This window comes from Ignavibacteriota bacterium, from assembly GCA_016716225.1.
Taxonomy (GTDB): Bacteria; Bacteroidota; Ignavibacteria; order Ignavibacteriales; family Melioribacteraceae.
The window spans coordinates 1,540,911-1,558,539 of sequence record JADJWT010000001.1; the positions used below are offsets into that span (position 1 = coordinate 1,540,911).

The following is a 17,629-nucleotide window of genomic DNA, read 5'->3' on the forward strand; positions in this document are numbered from 1 at the left end:
TTTTATATCAAATCTTAAAAAGATGGAATCTTTTATAAAGATCACATCTTTATTAAATTCCGTGTTTACAAAGAACGGTTATTAAAAAATTATAAAAACAAACTTTTTTTAACTTCTAAAAACATACTCCTAACTACTTTAATTCATACTCCCAAAATTTTTAATTACTTTCCCAATCCAAAATTTCAGGTGAACTTGTCATAATTTGCAAATGATTTCTGTGTTTAATAGAAATGTTATAACTTCCATCTACTGCTGCCGGAACTCCGGTATGTAAATTTCCTAAATCATCAATTATATAACCATCGCTATTAACAAAAGCAGAACGCGAAGCTAAAACTCCAAATGGGGAAGTTGAACTTCTTAAACTTACTAAAACCCAATCTACTGCATTTGCCGGAATATTTTGGGCAGTTCTCGGATCTTCGGAATAAGGTGAAACATCCAGAATTATTGAATTTATTGAAGGTGACATTGCGTTACTAGTATATGGTCCTTGCAAAAATACTCTTGCGGCAACCCCAATACCTTCCGCAATTGTAATATCAGAAATTCCGGTTGGAATATTTACATTTGCAGCACTAATAATTGTATTCGGTGTTGAAGAAGTATTATTGTATCCTGACAAATTTGTACCGACTTTTTTATAAATAAAAGGGGTTGTAATTCCATTTTTTTCATCGTTAGAACCAGTAGAAACAAATTCCGATTGAACAGTTGTATTTAAAGCAGAACCGGTATTATTAAAATTAAAACTTCTCAAAAAGGATTTTGGAGCGGTGGAAAGCGCAGTTCCTGTAGTTCTTTTAATTGTTCCGGTAAAACCGTTTCCTAAAGTTAAACCCGCAAATTCAGTTTCGTTTGTTCTGCTTCCTGAAGAAACCACACCTTTTAAATAACCTGTTCCATTTTCAACAACATCCCCTGAAACTTCTATAAACAATCCCCCGGAAGTTTCCACGAGCATGTTGTTGTTTATTTCTATATCTATTTGAGCATTTACCAAAACAGTTATCCACAAAAATAAAATTATTGTATAGATAATTTTCATATTCACCTCAAGAGTTTAAATAAGTCACATTGTCGTTTATTTAAATAAACCAAATAAATTCTGGTTAATCAACTACCTATATGGGTAGTAATTATGAAAAAAGTGTAAACGTAAGACATAAAACGAAAAAGAGAAACTAAAAAAAGTAAAAAAATTAAATTCATCATTCTTGGGATTGTTTTTACAAAGCAATCTGTTTTTAGATTCCGAAATCCTAAAACCTCCGAGGTTTTCAAACCAATTCTGTTACTAAACCTCGGAGGTTTCTAAAATTCAATAAAACAATATCGCAAACCAAAAAGACACATATTATTTTACATTTTGTCATTCCGGAAATTTCTAACACGATTGTTGTAACTGGAAAATTATCCGGAATCTATTTTTTACTTTTGCATTCTTTATTCCCGCCACGGCGGGCAAGCTTAATTCTTAATTCTGTATTCTGTTTTTTATTTTCTGCTTTCCAAATCTTCAATTCTTTTTGTTAAATTTTCTATAAGGGATTGTTGTTCTTTTATAGCCTCAATTGCAAGAACTCCAAATACTGCATAATTAATTCCTTTATATCCATCTTTTTCACTAACAGCTTCAGGGAAAAGTTCTTCAACATCTTGAGCAATAAATCCTATTTGTTCTTTATTACTTTGGTCATTTTTATAAGAATAGCGTTTAGGTTTTAGACTTAAAACATTGTTCAAAACACCATTTATTTCACTAATACTATTCTTTAATCTTTCGTCTGAAGATATTATAAACGAGCCAGTTCCATCTTGAATATAAGCTCTAAGTACGCCATTAAAATCGAAATTATAATCATTAGCACTGTCTATATAAGTATCCCAAAAATCTGTATCTGAATCATATTCCATTCTTATAGCTTTTACTCCACTTTGTTGTTTTATATGTAATGAGCTCTGAGGAGTTTGAGGTATAGTTCCAATAAATACTTTATTAGAAATGAAACCATTACCGTTAAAATAACCGGCCCAACCGGTAGATGGCGCACTTGCATGTATACCAATTCCCAAGTCTCCACTAGCTTCAAATTTTCCTCCAATATTATTTATATCCGCACCAGTTTTTGTAGCTGAACCATAAACACCAATTCCCCCATAACCAGCAGAAGTAAAATAGCCTCCAATGTTAACCCCAAGAATATAATCTGTAGCTAAAGCTTCACCATATACAGCCCTTCCAAAATCGCTTGCAGAAGTAAAATAACCGCCATAGTTTGTTGGATTTCCGGTAGCAGTTGCAATTCCTTTCACTCCAACTCCATTTGTGCTACTAGATAAAAAATTTCCACCAAAGGCTCTTCCTACAGAATATAAATCACCATTTATTTTAACCATTTCACTGCCATCGGTAAAATCTCCGTAAATCAAAGGGTCTGGAGAAGCAGAATTTTCAATATAAAGTTTATTGCTTCCCGTTTCATTATAACCGGCACTATAACCTATTGCAATATTGCCATTGAATGTAGTTGCCGAACTTAACTGACCTAAAGCACCTCTGCCAATAGCGACATTTTTATCACCATTATTGTAAAATAGAGCATCAACACCAATTGAAACATTGTTACTTCCATTTGTATTTTCACTAAGAGCTGCTTTACCAATTGCCGTGTTAGCTGAGCCAATTGTATTTTTCCAAAGAGCTATCCTTCCAATTGCTGTATTGGGATTTCCTGTAGTATTGTCTTTAAGAGCTTCGCTGCCAATTGCTGTATTATCATCAGATTTGTTATTTTTTAATGTTTGATCACCAACGGCTGTATTCCAGCTCCCACCTTCATTTAAATTTAATGCTTCAATACCAATTGCAATATTTCGAAAGCCGTTTGTAAGACTTGCACCGGAACCACTTCCCAAATAAATACTTGTAGAATTTGTTATAGCATCAGATAAATCGTCAATTGCAGAAACACCACCGTCGGCTAAACCAAGTTGATTTGTTCCCCAATATAAATTACCGTTATTATTATATAATTTATTTGCTGTACTTGAAGGAGTAATAGCTCCGGCATTAGGGAACATAATTGAACTTGTATTTCCTTCATTTTCAATTTCTAAAATTGAGGTAGCTCCGTCTTTAAAAATAATTTTATCTCCGGTTAGGGTAGTTTCATTAACTTTTTCAATCGTTCTGGATTTATCATCTGAAGTTTTTTGCTCGCTGTTTTTTAATTCTTGTGCTTTTGAAGTTGATAAGAAAAAAAGGAATAATAGTAAAAGAATAGAAGATAATTTTAAGTTATTCATTCCTCCCCCAAAATAGGATAAATTGTCATTTTTATAAAGCTAAAATATATTTTCTTAATTTGCAACATTTTATAAGTTAAATAATTATTATTTGTGATATGAAACACTAAAAGAAAATTACAAGTTATAAATGAAAATTAGCGAAGTGAGAAACGTGAAAACGAAAAAAAATAAAAACATTAAATCACAGAAATAAACTCAGAACAATTTGTATTTGATATTAGGCATGTAAATATTTGTAAATTTTTTGAAATTAAATGATCTAAAAATACATCTTTATACTTTTTTTTTATCATTAGTAAATAAAAACCTCCAAAGTCTTTTAAAAATTCGCTAAAACTTTGGAGGCATAGAAGGCAGTAAAGGAAATTTTTATTCCAGAGTAAATTTGGATTTTAATAAATCATTATCATTCGCGGAACTTCCGACGAACAAATCAAAAGCTCCTGGTTCGGCAACGTAATTCATATTTATATCATGAAATTTCAAATCTTCTGCAGAAATTGTGAATTTTACATTTTTTACTTCACCCGGTTTTAAGGAAAGTTTTTCAAATCCTTTTAATTCTTTTACCGGTCGTGTTACACTACCAAACAAATCTCTAACATAAAGCTGCACTGTTTCTTTTGCATCAATATTTCCGATGTTTTTAACAATTACAGAAATTTCCAATTTATCGTTCATTCCAATTTTATCCGAGGAAAGTTTTAAATCTGAATATTCAAATTTTGCATAACTCAATCCATAACCAAAATAATAAGCTGGAGTAAAATCAACATCCAAATAATAACTTGCAAAACCTTCGGGATTTTCCGGAGTTCCCAAAGTTCTACCTAATTGATTTGGTGCCGGAGGTCTTCCGGTATTTTTGTGATTATAGTAAAGTGGAATTTGTCCGATTGTTCTGGGCATGGAAATAGGCAATTTTCCGGATGGTGAAACTTTTCCAAAAATAATATCTGCCAAAGCAGGTCCGCCCATTGTTCCGGGATGCCAAGCATAAATAATAGATTTTACATCACCGGTTAATTCTCCAAAAGTTAAAGATCTTCCCGCCATAATTACTAAAACCAAAGGTTTTCCGGTTTTGGCTAATTCTTTAACAAGTTCAACTTGAGCACCAGGTAAATTTATAAACGCTCGAGAGTGTGTTTCTCCGGATAGATTCTGATCTTCTCCCAAAAACAAAAGTACTGCATCTGATTTATTTACCATTTCTACAGATTTTGCAAAATGTTCTGTTGAATTACTTCGAGCAGTTTCCAAACCTTTGCAATAATTTATTTCTATAGAATTTCCAGTTTCGTTTTTAATTGCTGTAAGCGGAGTAATTGTATTTTCTGGTTTTCCGTCTACTGTCCAACATCCTAATTGATCCCAAGGCGCATCTGCTAATGGTCCGATTATAGCAAGTTTTGTAATTTTATTTTTATCCAATGGTAAAAAATTATTTTCATTTTGAAGTAGTACAATACTTTCAGTGCTGATTTGTTTTGCAATTTCTTTATTTGCGTCACTTAATGTTGTAAGATTTTCTGAAACTTTAATAAACGGTTGTTCAAAAAGTCCCATTCTAAATTTGATACGTAAAATCCCTTTAACCATTTCATCAATCCATTTTACATCAACATCACCGTTTTCAACATGTTTCTTAAGATTTGATATATAATTTTTGGAAACCATTTCCATATTTACACCGGCGTTTGCGGCTTTCATTGCTGCTTCGGAACCGTCTTTTGCAAATCCGTGCGGAATTAATTCATCGATTGAACCCCAATCGCTAACAACAAATCCGTCAAATTTCCATTCATCTCTCAAAACGGTTTTTAACGTAAAACTATTTCCGGATGTTGGAACGCCATTTAAATCATTAAATGCGCTCATTAAAGTTGCAACACCTTCGTTAACTACAGATTGAAATGGTCTAAGATAAATATCGCGAAGTTCTCTTTCTGGAATTAAAGTTGTGTTATAATCTTTTCCTCCTTCTGCGGCACCGTAACCCACATAATGTTTTGCGCAAGCTGCAATTGAGTTTGGGTTACTAATATCATTTCCTTGAAATCCTTTAACCATTGCAACGCCCATTTTGCTTGCTAATAATGGATCTTCTCCGCAAGATTCGGCAATTCTTCCCCAGCGAGGATCGCGGGAAATATCAAGCATTGGTGCAAATGTCCAGTGAATAAAATCTTCGGCAGCTTCTCGCGCAGCCATTTTTGCGCCTTTTTCAACAAGTTCCGGATTCCATGATGCAGCTTGTCCTAAAGGAATTGGCAGCATTGTTTTAAATCCATGAATTACATCTCTACCGAAAATTAAAGGAATTCCCAAACGTGATTCCATTGCGGCTTTTTGAAGTTTTGTTCTTTCGGCAATTCCTCCGGCATTTAAAAATGAACCGGAATTTCCTTTTTTTGTATCTTCCAAAATTTCATTATTAAAAGCCCACAAAGTATTTTGCTGCATTTGTCCAATTTTTTCTTCCAAAGTCATTTTACTTAATAAATCATTTATTCTATCCTCAATATTTGCTTTTGGGTCTTTGTAAATTTGACCAAAAACAATGGTTGTGGCAAAAAGAATATAAAACAATGCGAATAATTTTTTCAATTTTAAGTTCTCCATAATTTAATTTATTATTTAAAATCAACATTTATACCATAAGAATATCTTTTAATTTGAAATAAAAAACGAAAAATTTAGCGAGATGTAAAAATTTTCTTATCATTTTTGTAATAAATAGTTATTATAATAATAAGAAATTATTGTTAATATTTTTATAAAGGAATTGAAATGAAAATGTTGAAAAATAAAATTGTATTTATAACCGGAGCTTCTTCCGGAATTGGTAAAGCCTGTGCATTTGCATTTGCAGAACAAGGAGCAAAACTTATAATTTCTGCAAGAAGGGCAAACATTATAGAAAAAGTTGCCGATGAAATTAGAACAAATTATAAAGTTGAGGTTTTTGCTCACAAACTTGATGTGAAAAATAAAAAGGAAGTTGAATGGACAATAAATTCACTTCCAAATGAATGGAAAAAAATTGATATTCTTGTAAATAATGCGGGCTTAGCACAAGGAATGGCAAAAATTTATGAGGATGATATTAATAATTGGGAAGCTATGATTGACACAAATATTAAAGGATTGCTTTATGTAACTCGTTCTATTGTACCGGGAATGGTTGAAAGAAAAAGCGGACATGTAATAAATATTGGCTCAACTGCGGGACATGAAGCATATCCAAAAGGTCACGTTTATTGTGCAACAAAACATGCCGTAAATGGAATAACAAAATCATTAAGAATGGATGTTGTTGATAAAAATATTAGAGTCAGCACAGTTGATCCGGGAGCGGTTGAAACAAATTTTAGCAATATTCGTTTTTTTGGCGATAAAGAAAAAGCTAAAAATATGTATAAAGGAATTATTCCGTTAGTTGCGGAAGATGTTGCAGAAGCTGTATTATTTTGCGCAACTCGTCCAGCTCATGCAAACATTGCAGAAATTATTATGATGCCCACACAACAAGCTAGTGCAATTGTTTTCCATCGAACTGAGTGAGTAAAAAAGTTAAAAGGTAAAAGTCAAAAACGAAAAGTAAAATAAGAAAAGAAAGACAAAAAACTTGAGAAGCCGAAACGAAAATAAATAAAAAACTTAAAGATTTATTAAAACAAAAGATGCGATTTGAAATCGCATCTTTTTGTAAGATTAGCAAAATTATAATTGCGGACCGGCAGCTACTAAGTTCTTTCCTTCTTCGTTATCAGTATACTGTTCAAAATTCTTTATAAATAATCCGGCTAATTCTTTTGCTTTATTTTCCCAATCTTGCGGATTTGCATAAGTATCTCTTGGATCAAGAATTTTTGGATCAACATCATGTAAAAATGTTGGAACGGTAAAATTAAAAATTGGAATTTGTTTAGTTTCGGATTTCTCAATTGAACCATCAAGAATTGCATCAATAATTGCTCTTGTATCTTTTATAGAAATTCTTTTTCCGCTTCCATTCCAACCAGTATTAACCAAATAAGCCTCAGATCCGTGTTTTTCCATTTTTTTAACTAATTCTTCCCCATATTTTGTTGGATGTAAACTTAAAAATGCTTTTCCAAAACATGCAGAAAATGTTGGCTGAGGTGAAGTAACTCCTCTTTCAGTTCCGGCTAATTTTGCCGTAAATCCAGATAAAAAGTGATATTTGGTCTGATCTGGGCTTAATTTAGAAACTGGAGGCATAACTCCATAAGCATCAGCAGTTAAGAATATTACTTTTGTTGCATGTCCCGCTTTGGAAATCGGTTTTACAATATTGTTAATATGATAAATTGGGTAAGAAACTCGCGTATTATTTGTAACAGAGCCATCATTAAAATCTATTTTTCCATTTTCATCTACTGTAACATTTTCCAACAAAGCATCTCTTTTAATTGCTGCGTAAATATCGGGCTCGGATTCGATATCCAAATTAATTGTTTTTGCGTAACAGCCTCCTTCAAAATTGAAAACTCCATCATCATCCCAACCATGTTCATCATCGCCAATTAATTCTCTTTTTGGATCCGTAGAAAGTGTTGTTTTTCCGGTTCCGGAAAGACCAAAGAAAATTGCAACATCGCCTTCTTTTCCTTTATTTGCGGAACAATGCATTGATGAAATTCCACGCAATGGTAAATAATAATTCATCATTGCGAACATTCCTTTTTTCATTTCACCGCCGTACCAAGTTCCACCAATTACTTGCATTTTCTCAGTTAAATTAAATACTGTGAAGACTTCGGAATTTAGTTTGTGTTCTTGCCATTTTGCATTTGATGTTTTAGATCCGTTCATAATAACAAAATCCGGTTCTCCGAAATTTTTTAACTCTTCTTCGGTTGGTCTTATAAACATATTTGTTACAAAATGTGCTTGCCAAGCAACTTCCATAATAAAGCGAACTTTTAATCTGGAATCTTCATTTGCGCCGCAGAAAGCATCTACTACATATAAATCTTTATTGGAAAGTTGATCAGTTACGGTTTTTTTCAAATCATACCAAACCTCAGTGGTTATTGGTTTGTTATCATTTTTTGCTTTATCGGATGTCCACCAAATTGTGTCTTTTGTTGTTTCATCCTTTACAATATATTTATCTTTTGGCGAGCGTCCGGTAAAAACTCCGGTCATTACATTTACTGCACCAAGTTCAGTTAAATATGCTTTTTCATAACCTTGAAGATTCGGATTTGTTTCGTGATCGAAAAGTTCATCGAACGAAAGATTATAAAATATTTGTTTTGTGCTCGTTATGCCGTACTTATTTAAATCTATACCACTCATATAGTTTTCTCCATGTGAATTTTAGGAAATGGTTGGTTTTTAATAATGAGGAATTAAAAAAAAACCTTTGACGATTATAAATTATTTTCGGATGTAAAATTATTAAAATTTGTATAATAGAGCAATGAAAAAAAGACACTTCTGACTTATATCATAATTAATTCGATTATTTTTGCATAATATTACATATCCATAAAATTTGAAAAATAGCCATGTGTTTTTTATCACATCTATTTAAACTATCATCCCTTTATTATTGTTTAATATATTTATTTATAAGTTAAATTAGCATTAAAGTGTATGCAAAGTAATTCCGAAATAGAAAAATTTATTGAGCGGGCAAATATTAATCTTCATAATTTATTTGAAGTTTTACCGGTTGGTGCTATTTTCATAAGTGAAAAGTGGAATGTTATTTCAATAAATTCTATTGCGCAGAAAATAATTTGTCAGAATAAAGATATTCAAATTGATAAAGATGCAAATATTTTCTCTCATTATTTTCTTTCATCAATTCTTCCGTTAAATAAAATTTTGGGATTGAAAAGCGGAAATAATTTTGAAGAAGAAATTAATGAATTAACCAATATTCAAAATTCATCAGAAAAAATTTTTATAAAAGGAATTTCTTTTATAGAAGAAAATAATTTTAAAGGCGGATTACTTTTATTTCAAAAAGTAAATATTAATTCTGAAAATAATTTTGATGTTTCAAATCAATATTCAATTTCGCAATTATTAAGGAATATTTGTTCGTGTTATTTAATTGCGGATTTATCAGGAAAAATTATTTTAAGAACGGATAGCAATGATACTTGCAGTGAAAATATTAATTCCTCTGGAAATACAATTGAAAGTATTTTTAATAATGAGCAAAACATAATAATTAAGAAATTTATTGAAAGAGCAATTGCAGAAAATTCCAACCAAAATTTTGAATTGATTTTTTATTCGGATATTGAAACATTTACTTATAAAACGGTCATTGTTCCGCTTAATAACAACAAGGGCGATGTGATTTCGCTATTATTTTTATTCAAAGAAAAAAATTATTTAAATAATGATACGGCAGAATATTTGAGTAACGCTAAAGAACTACAAATTTATAAAACATTTACTTCAGCTGGCTCAGAAGCATTTTTCAAAACTAATTTAAATGGAATAATTACATATTGGTCAAACAACGCAGAACTACTTTTCATCAAGAAAAATGATGATGTTGTTGATCAATTTTTGGAAGAAATTTTTCCCGAGTTGAATAAAAATAATTTTGACAAATTAAGAAGTGAACTTATAACTTTAGGCAGCTGGGAAGGCGAGTTGAAGCATTTAATTAACGGAACAGAATTCGCAGCAAAAACAAAAGTTAAACTTCACAAAACGAATAGATTTAGTGAATTATTATTTTATTGCGATAAAGTAAATGTTCAGCTTCAAAAATTAAATTATGCAAAAGAGGAAGAAAATAATTTCTTTAGAGAAACAGTTTTAAAATCCTATGAAATGATTCTTCAAGCAAATCCTTACGGCACAATACTTTTTGCAAATGAAAAATTTTGTAATATTTTTGGTTACGAACTTGATGAAATTAGAGGAATTGCTTTTCTTGATTTAGTAGATAGAAGTTACAGATTAGAAAATGATTTAAGTGATTTTTCAACTGCGGTTTATAAAAAATCTTTTGAACATTTACCAATGATTACTAAACTTGGTAAAATGTTAGATATAAAATCAAATACAAACATTTCGCTTTCCGGAACGAATTTAAAATATTTTACAATTTACCTTTCCGTTATTGATTATGGCAAACAGCTTGATTCTGAAATTTCCGAAACATTATTAGAAAATTTTCCGGGAGCAATTGCTGTACTAAAACATAATTTCATTATTGAGTTAAACAAAACATTTGAAGAATTAATTGGTTCCAAATTGTATTTGCTTAACAATGGAATTTCGAAAATTATAAATCCTAACTTTAAAGAAGAATTTGAGAAATTTATAATTGATGAAAAACAAAAACATCATGAAAATCTTATTCCAATTATTACGGAAGATGGAAAAGAAATTGAAGTAAGATTCGAAAAAATTTATATCAACAAAGAAAAAAATATTGTTGTATTAAGCATTGATTCGGAATCTTTGAAACTTAAAGAGAAGTTTGAAGAATCAAAAAAATATTCAAACGAATTTGCAAATTTTGATCAAGTTTTTTGGAAAGGGCATTTAGAGAATAGCGAAATTATTATTGATTCATTCACGGAATCAATTGAAAAAATTACCGGTTACAAAAAATATGATTTTGCAATTAACAAAGATTTGTGGAAAGATATTGTTCATCCGGACGATTTTGAAAACTTTGATTTAGCATTTACAAATTTCATTAATGATGACAAAGAAAATCTTCGATTAGAATACAGAATAATTTCAAAATCCGGAATAATTGTTTGGATCAGCAACAGAATAAAAAAAATTAAATCAAAAGAAAATTTATTTGAAAATTTTATTGGAATAATTGATAACATAACTGAATCGGTTTTAAGTAAAGAAGAACTTAACAAGAAAATTTCTGAACTTGAAAAACTTAATAATACGAAAGATAAATTCATATCAATAATTTCTCATGATCTAAAAGCTCCCTTTACATCAATAGTTGGATTTGCTGAATTAGGATTTACCCAAACAGATCTAACAGTTGAAGAAATGAAAGAATATTTTGGATATATCACAAACGCATCAATTCATACTTTGGATTTAATAAATAGTTTGCTTGATTGGACAAGATTACAAACCGGAAGATTAGTTATAAAACCAACAACGGTTAATGCAAATTATTTGGTTAGAAAAACCACAGAAATTTTAACTGGATTTGCTGCACAAAAAAATATTTCCGTAAATGTAAAAGTTGATGAGAATATTTTTGTTCAAGCAGATGAAGGAATTTTAACACAAGTTTTTAATAATCTTGTTTCAAACTCAATAAAGTTTACTGAAAAAGGCGGAAGTATAAATATTTCTGCAAGAAAATTAGATGATCAGCAGAAAGTTGAATTCATTGTTAAAGATTCCGGTGTTGGAATTGAGCAAGAAGATATTAAAAAACTTTTTCTAGTTGAAGAAAAACACTCAACTTTAGGTACGGAAGGCGAGCGGGGAACCGGACTTGGATTAAGTTTGGTAAAAGAAATTGTTGAAAAACATAACGGAAAAATTTATGTAAAAAGTGAAGTAAATGTGGGAACAGAATTTATTTTTACAATTCCTATTTCAACACCATCAATTTTATTAATTGATGATAAACAAACTGAAAGAGTTATTTACTCAAAATTAATTGAAAGTTTAACAGACGGAATTTTAGTTTATACTGCATCAAATTTTGAAGAAGCAAAAAAAATTATAAATGATAAAATGCCGATGTTGGTTATTTCTGAAAGCAATATTAACGGAATTAACTCAAGTGATTTTTATAAATTGTTAAATAACAATTCCCCAAGATACATTCCAACATACTTTGTGTTAACAAGAAAAATAAGTAAAGAAGAATTTGATAAGTGCAGAAATATTGGTGTTGACGGTATACAAACAAAACCTATCGAAATAAAACTGCTAAAATCAATTTTAGATACTTTTATTCTTGGAGTAAAATAATCTTAAACTGTAAAAAACTTTCAAAACTATTTTTGTTTTAAAACTATTCCCGTAGAGGGATTTAAAACTATTGATCCGGAAATTGATTTAATAATATCCGGCAGAACAAAATTTTCATCTGCTAAAACTTCCCACCAACCAGAAGGAAGATCAAATTTTAATTCTTGATTTCTATCAGCATTAAAAATTACTATGTAATGCTTATTGTTAAATTTTACTTGGTAAGCTAAAGCAAATTCATTTTTCTTAAAATTTTGGAAGGAATAATCATCGTAATCAGCTTTGCTAAAAACCTTGTGAAATTTTCTGAGTTTTATCAAACCTTTATAATAATTGAGAAGTTCTTTATTCAATTCTGCATGAACAAAATTTATGTAATTTGTGTTGTTATCTTTGTTATAAGTATTGTGATCAATTGTTCCGGCTTCAACATCTTCAATATTTTCATCTAACTCAATAACTTTTGATCTGCCAAATTCTTGGCCTTCGTGAATCATTGTTATACCTTGCGAAGTAAACAAAAATAACGCAGCCAATTTATGTAGTTGTAATTCTTCATGAGAGAGATGAACATTTTTATTAATATTTGTAATTACTTCATCTTTTCTAATTTTTCCCAAACCCAATCTGATAAAATCGCCAAGTGTATATCCATCATGAGATTCCAAATAATTTACGGAGTGTTCCGGTTCTTGAAACAAACCATGTTCTTCATTAATTAAAGTTCCACGCACATAACTTTTAATTCTATCAATATTATTATTTCCGTACCATTTACCAAAAATCCATCCTAAACCATTAAATGGGTTTTCACCTTTTACACCATTTCTAATTTGATCATTCCAGCTTCCCCATTCGCGTAAAGAAAATCCCATTGGATCATAACCACCGCCCCAAGGTTCACAGACAAATACGACGTCCGGATTTATTTTTCTAGCTTCTCTAATTATCGATTCTATAGTTTCCCAGTCAATTAATTTCCCTAAATCAAATCTAAATCCATCAATATGATATTCTTTCATCCAATAAATTATGCTTTCAACAATTAGTCTTCTGAGCATTGGTCTTTCGGTTTTTAGATCATTACCGCAATAACTTTCTGCAATATAATTTCCTTTTTCATCAAGTCTGAAATAATATTGTTTATCAATTTCCTTCAAATTTCCAATTTCATATTCAGATAAATGATTATAAACCACATCCATAATTACTGCAATTTTATTTTTATGGAAAGCTTTAACCATATCTTTGAATTGTTTGACTTGTTCTCCATTTACACCAAGCCATTTACCCCTTGTTAAAACTCCAATATTTTCTGCATAATATGATGCGGGTGCAAAAAAGTTGGATGTCATGTAACCCCAATGATTTCTTTCATACGGATTCCAAGTATTATACTTTCCCGCTAAAGAATCCTTAAAAGGAATTTCACAATAACCATATTCTTGAGATGGCAAAAGTTCAACAGTATTTACACCAAGAGATTTTATATAATTAATTCCGCCTGTAATTTTTTCTTCAACTAAACCTTTATATGTTCCGGGGAAATTAGATCCGGAAGATTTGTGAGAAGTTAAATCTCTAACATGCATTTCGTAAATAATTAATTCTCTCCAATCTCTCTGAATCCAAGTATCATCTTCCCAATCATAATTTTCATTGTAAACAATTGATTTTCTTGGATTTAAATAATCGCTAAAAGTTGCAACAGCTTTTGCATATGGATCAACACACAAAGGTGGAATATTTTTATTTTCAATTTCACTCTCAGAAAAAACTTGGTAAGCATAAAATTTATTTTTCAAATTTTGTTCAACATTAAATTCCCAAACACCGTTTTCGTCTTTTGTCATTTTATAATCTAAAGAATTTGTGTCATCAACTTTTTCAAATATTTTTAAAATAACTTGTTCTGCATTTGGAGCAAAAATTCTAAATGTTGTTTGATTTTCCGAAACAATAGAACCCAATTCTTTATTTGAATACAATGAATTAATTTGATGATGCGAATATTTATGCTTTGATGTATCTGAATTTATAAATTCTCTATTTTCTGAAATATACAACTTACAACCCTCTGTATTTATTTTTGGAATAAGAAGAATAATTGCTGTAAAGGCAAATATTTTTAATTGCGCTTTCATAGACATTATCGTATTAAATTATTTGCAAATTAAATAAAAGTAACAAACCTTACAAGATTTTGTAAAGTTTGTTAAGGGAAAAAAAGTTACAATTTTATTTTTTTAGTAGCGAGTATCAATATTTTCTGATGAAGTAGAAAGCGGGGTAATTTCAAATTCTGCACTATTTCTATAATATGCATTATTGTTTACATGTAAAATTTGAATTCTGTAGTGATGTGAACCTGATAAATTTGATGGAATTTTCCATTCAAAAATGCCGTCATTTTCTGTTGATTCTGCAATTGTCATAACTTTATTAAACTTTCTAATTAAATCGATTTTAACATAGTCAAGATTATCAGTTATAGCCCATTTAATTTTGTAAGTATTATTTTGCTCCCATTTATCTGTGTCCAAAGGACTATGTACTTGTAGTGAGTTTGGATAAAAACTTTCCTCTTTTATTTCTTCATTTGTTGGATTTGTTACCGTATCTCTGCATGAAGCAAGAATTACAAATATTATTAAGAGCAATAATAACGTTTTCATAATTACCTCTAACAAAATTTTTATTTAAAATAAGAATATTTGAACGAATAATAAAGAAAAATTCGAATTAAAAATAGTGAGGAACTATAGTCTCCAGAATTAAAGCGAGTTTTAGGATTTTACTTTCCATTAAATCCGGCATCTCGATATAAACTAAATATATTCCGCTTGCAACCCAAAAATTATGTTCATTTGTTAAATCCCAAGTTATGTATTGAGATTCATTATCTTTATAAATTGTTCTTACTAAATGACCCGCTATATTATAAATTCTTATTTTTGCTCTCTGAGGCAAATTTGAGAATGTAATGAATTTTTCGTATTGACTATTTTCATTTGTATGAGTTGCATAATATGGGTTTGGGAAAACATTAATTTTTTCAATTTCTCTCTTTTGAATTTCATCTTTATTGAATTTGGAACCAGTGGTATTAAATACAAATAAACTATCAATAGATATTGGAGAATTTGAAGAATCAATTATTTCTATATTAATTTGAATTCCGTTTACATAAACTGGTGCATAATCTCCAAATGAATTTTGAATGTGAATTTTATTATTATCAGATAATATGTTACCATTTTTATCAATTAAGTCCCAAGTAGTTTTGCTCCAAAAATCATTAATATTAAATGATATTTTATATTCATTTTCAATTAAACTTTCGGGATTTGCTATTGTGGAAATTATATTTATTGTTTTTTCCGGATCTGTGTAATTATAAATTGTATCACCATAATTTACGCCATAATATTCTACCGAGTTAATTACCTGCGGAATTGCGCTTAATGTGTAAATCTCTGATTCGATAATTTTGGGAACATTCAAAATATTTTTATTTGTTAAATAAAACGAAATACCGAAATAATATTCAGTTCCGTTATTTAAATATTTTCCAGAAAATTTATCGTATTCAATTAAAATATGTCTTTTTATTCCAGAATCATTTGCAATTTTTAAAACTTTGTTTGAATAAAAATTGTTCTCCTCATCATAAATTTCTGATGTAATATTTTTCACTTCGTCAATAATATCAAAATTACCCACAACTTTTGCTTCTTCTTTTACAAAATTTCTGTTAGGAAACTGATAAATTGTATAACCTTGAAATTTGAACAATTGACTATCATAATTTTCGATTTTTGAAACATTGTCAGAATCATACCAAGTAAGAATAATTTGTTTGTCTAATTCAATTTTTTTTAATTCAATAGGAAAACTTACAAGCTGAGATAAGTCCCTAAAATCATTTTCATACAAATATTCTGCAAATTCACAATTATTTTTTAATGATGTAATTGCTTGAAGTCTATCTATGTTTTCATTCCCCCCGGCAACAATTTCCGCAATAATTACTTCTTGTGTATCTCCCGGAGCTATTGTAAACGGACCGCTGTTTATTGCTAATCTACGATCTGCAGGTCCATATTTATCAATACTTTCGTACCATCCAATTTTATTTACTGGGTCACCTGGCACAGAATATTTTGTGGGTTTGTTAGTTAGTGGGTCCAAAATTAAATTTCCAAATACATCAAGTGCCTGCATAATTTTATAAAATTGAAGAGTTCCAAAATCGTAATCACCTATATCTGGATCATCAAAACCAGAATTGAAATTTTTTAATAATCTAACAAATGAAGTCATTTTTAAATTTTTATAACCATTTAATATTTTTCCATTGAATTTTGCTATATCTGTTGAATTACCTTTAACAATAGGTCCTTGTAAAATATTAAAACCAACAGCTGGAACTTCATATCCATAATAATCATCTTGTAATTCGCCATTATAAGCAAAACCTAAGTTTAGATTTGTATCACATCCAACATAATCATCTCCGGCATAACCAACGTCTGGATCGCACCATTGAGAAACATACATTTCTTCAAAGATATTCTTACTTTTATTAATTAAGATAAATTTCTTAAAAAATAACTTTTCTAGAACATCAATGTTTTTATATCCCCAAATTGTAACTTGCATTTCCATTCCCATAGTTGGAGAGCCGTATAATTCTTTTGCTCTATTAGAATCTAAATCATTTGCTACATACCAAAGTGTTTGAGAAGCTCCGGGAATTCCTGGAATATCAATTTCGGGATTATAATTCCCATTATTATCTACATCTTTAAATGGTGCTCCATCTTCCGCTGGCCAGTCATACCAATCTTTTGCATATTGATTTCTTATTTCTCGCTCAGATTTTTTTTCGTCTAAAATTTCATTGCTAATATTTCCAAATTTGTAATCAGGTCTAACTCTGTAAACTCTTACTTTTTCATCATTTGGATCTTGTGCATTTCCAGATTCTAAAACTTTTCCGCCGTATAATCCTTGAGAATATGTGGAACCGCCGACCAATATTTTTCCGTTTACTTTTCCACCCCAAACTAATCCCGATTCAAAAACTACAGCTTTGTTGCTTCCGATTGGATACTCTAAACCGGAATTACCATTAGGATGAATATCAGAATTTCCATCATTATAAATAAATGTTGAAATATTATTGATATTAAATTTGGAATAATGCGCTTTAATATTTGTCTTTTTGATTTTTTTCAGTGAATCATTGTATGGGTAAATAAGTAAATTGGAAGTAAACATGATCATTGAAGCAAGCAAGAAAATTTTCGATTTCATAAATTCCAAAAAATACTAG

9 protein-coding genes are annotated in these 17,629 nt (G+C 29.9%); 2 read left to right on the top strand and 7 right to left on the bottom strand.

The window, feature by feature from the left end; all coding sequences use genetic code 11:
• Positions 1-160 precede the first annotated feature (160 nt).
• From IPM32_06535 to bglX, 3 genes are all read right to left on the bottom strand, one after another.
• Entirely contained in the window at positions 161-1,051 is an 891-nt protein-coding gene (locus tag IPM32_06535) for a hypothetical protein (GenBank protein ID MBK8944918.1), read from the bottom strand.
• Positions 1,052-1,500: 449 nt separating this feature from the next.
• Positions 1,501-3,312, bottom strand: coding sequence for a tail fiber domain-containing protein (locus IPM32_06540; GenBank protein MBK8944919.1), 1,812 nt, complete (start codon positions 3,310-3,312; stop codon positions 1,501-1,503).
• Between the two features lie 372 nt (positions 3,313-3,684).
• Positions 3,685-5,940, bottom strand: coding sequence for a beta-glucosidase BglX (gene bglX / locus IPM32_06545; GenBank protein ID MBK8944920.1), 2,256 nt, complete (start codon positions 5,938-5,940; stop codon positions 3,685-3,687).
• A gap of 168 nt (positions 5,941-6,108) precedes the next feature.
• On the opposite strand from bglX, the gene IPM32_06550 reads away from it, so the two are divergent.
• A complete protein-coding gene (locus IPM32_06550; protein ID MBK8944921.1) occupies positions 6,109-6,882 on the top strand; it encodes an SDR family NAD(P)-dependent oxidoreductase in 774 nt (257 codons plus the stop codon).
• A 159-nt stretch (positions 6,883-7,041) separates the two neighbouring features.
• Here IPM32_06550 and pckA read toward each other — a convergent pair whose 3' ends face one another.
• Positions 7,042-8,646 carry a phosphoenolpyruvate carboxykinase (ATP) gene (pckA, locus tag IPM32_06555; GenBank protein MBK8944922.1) on the bottom strand — a complete coding sequence of 535 codons (1,605 nt, stop codon included), beginning with the start codon at positions 8,644-8,646 and terminating at the stop codon, positions 7,042-7,044.
• Positions 8,647-8,946: 300 nt separating this feature from the next.
• On the opposite strand from pckA, the gene IPM32_06560 reads away from it, so the two are divergent.
• Positions 8,947-12,291 carry a PAS domain S-box protein gene (locus IPM32_06560; protein ID MBK8944923.1) on the top strand — a complete coding sequence of 1,115 codons (3,345 nt, stop codon included), beginning with the start codon at positions 8,947-8,949 and terminating at the stop codon, positions 12,289-12,291.
• A 26-nt stretch (positions 12,292-12,317) separates the two neighbouring features.
• On the opposite strand, the gene IPM32_06565 is transcribed toward IPM32_06560, so the two are convergent.
• The 3 genes from IPM32_06565 to IPM32_06575 form a co-directional block, all read right to left on the bottom strand.
• Positions 12,318-14,435 (bottom strand): pullulanase, encoded by a 2,118-nt coding sequence (locus IPM32_06565; protein MBK8944924.1) that lies wholly within the window; start codon positions 14,433-14,435, stop codon positions 12,318-12,320.
• Positions 14,436-14,537: 102 nt separating this feature from the next.
• Complete coding sequence (locus tag IPM32_06570; GenBank protein MBK8944925.1) at positions 14,538-14,966, bottom strand: hypothetical protein; 429 nt, start codon at positions 14,964-14,966, stop codon at positions 14,538-14,540.
• 67 nt (positions 14,967-15,033) lie between these two features.
• Entirely contained in the window at positions 15,034-17,610 is a 2,577-nt protein-coding gene (locus IPM32_06575) for a T9SS type A sorting domain-containing protein (GenBank protein MBK8944926.1), read from the bottom strand.
• Between the last annotated feature and the right edge of the window lie 19 nt (positions 17,611-17,629).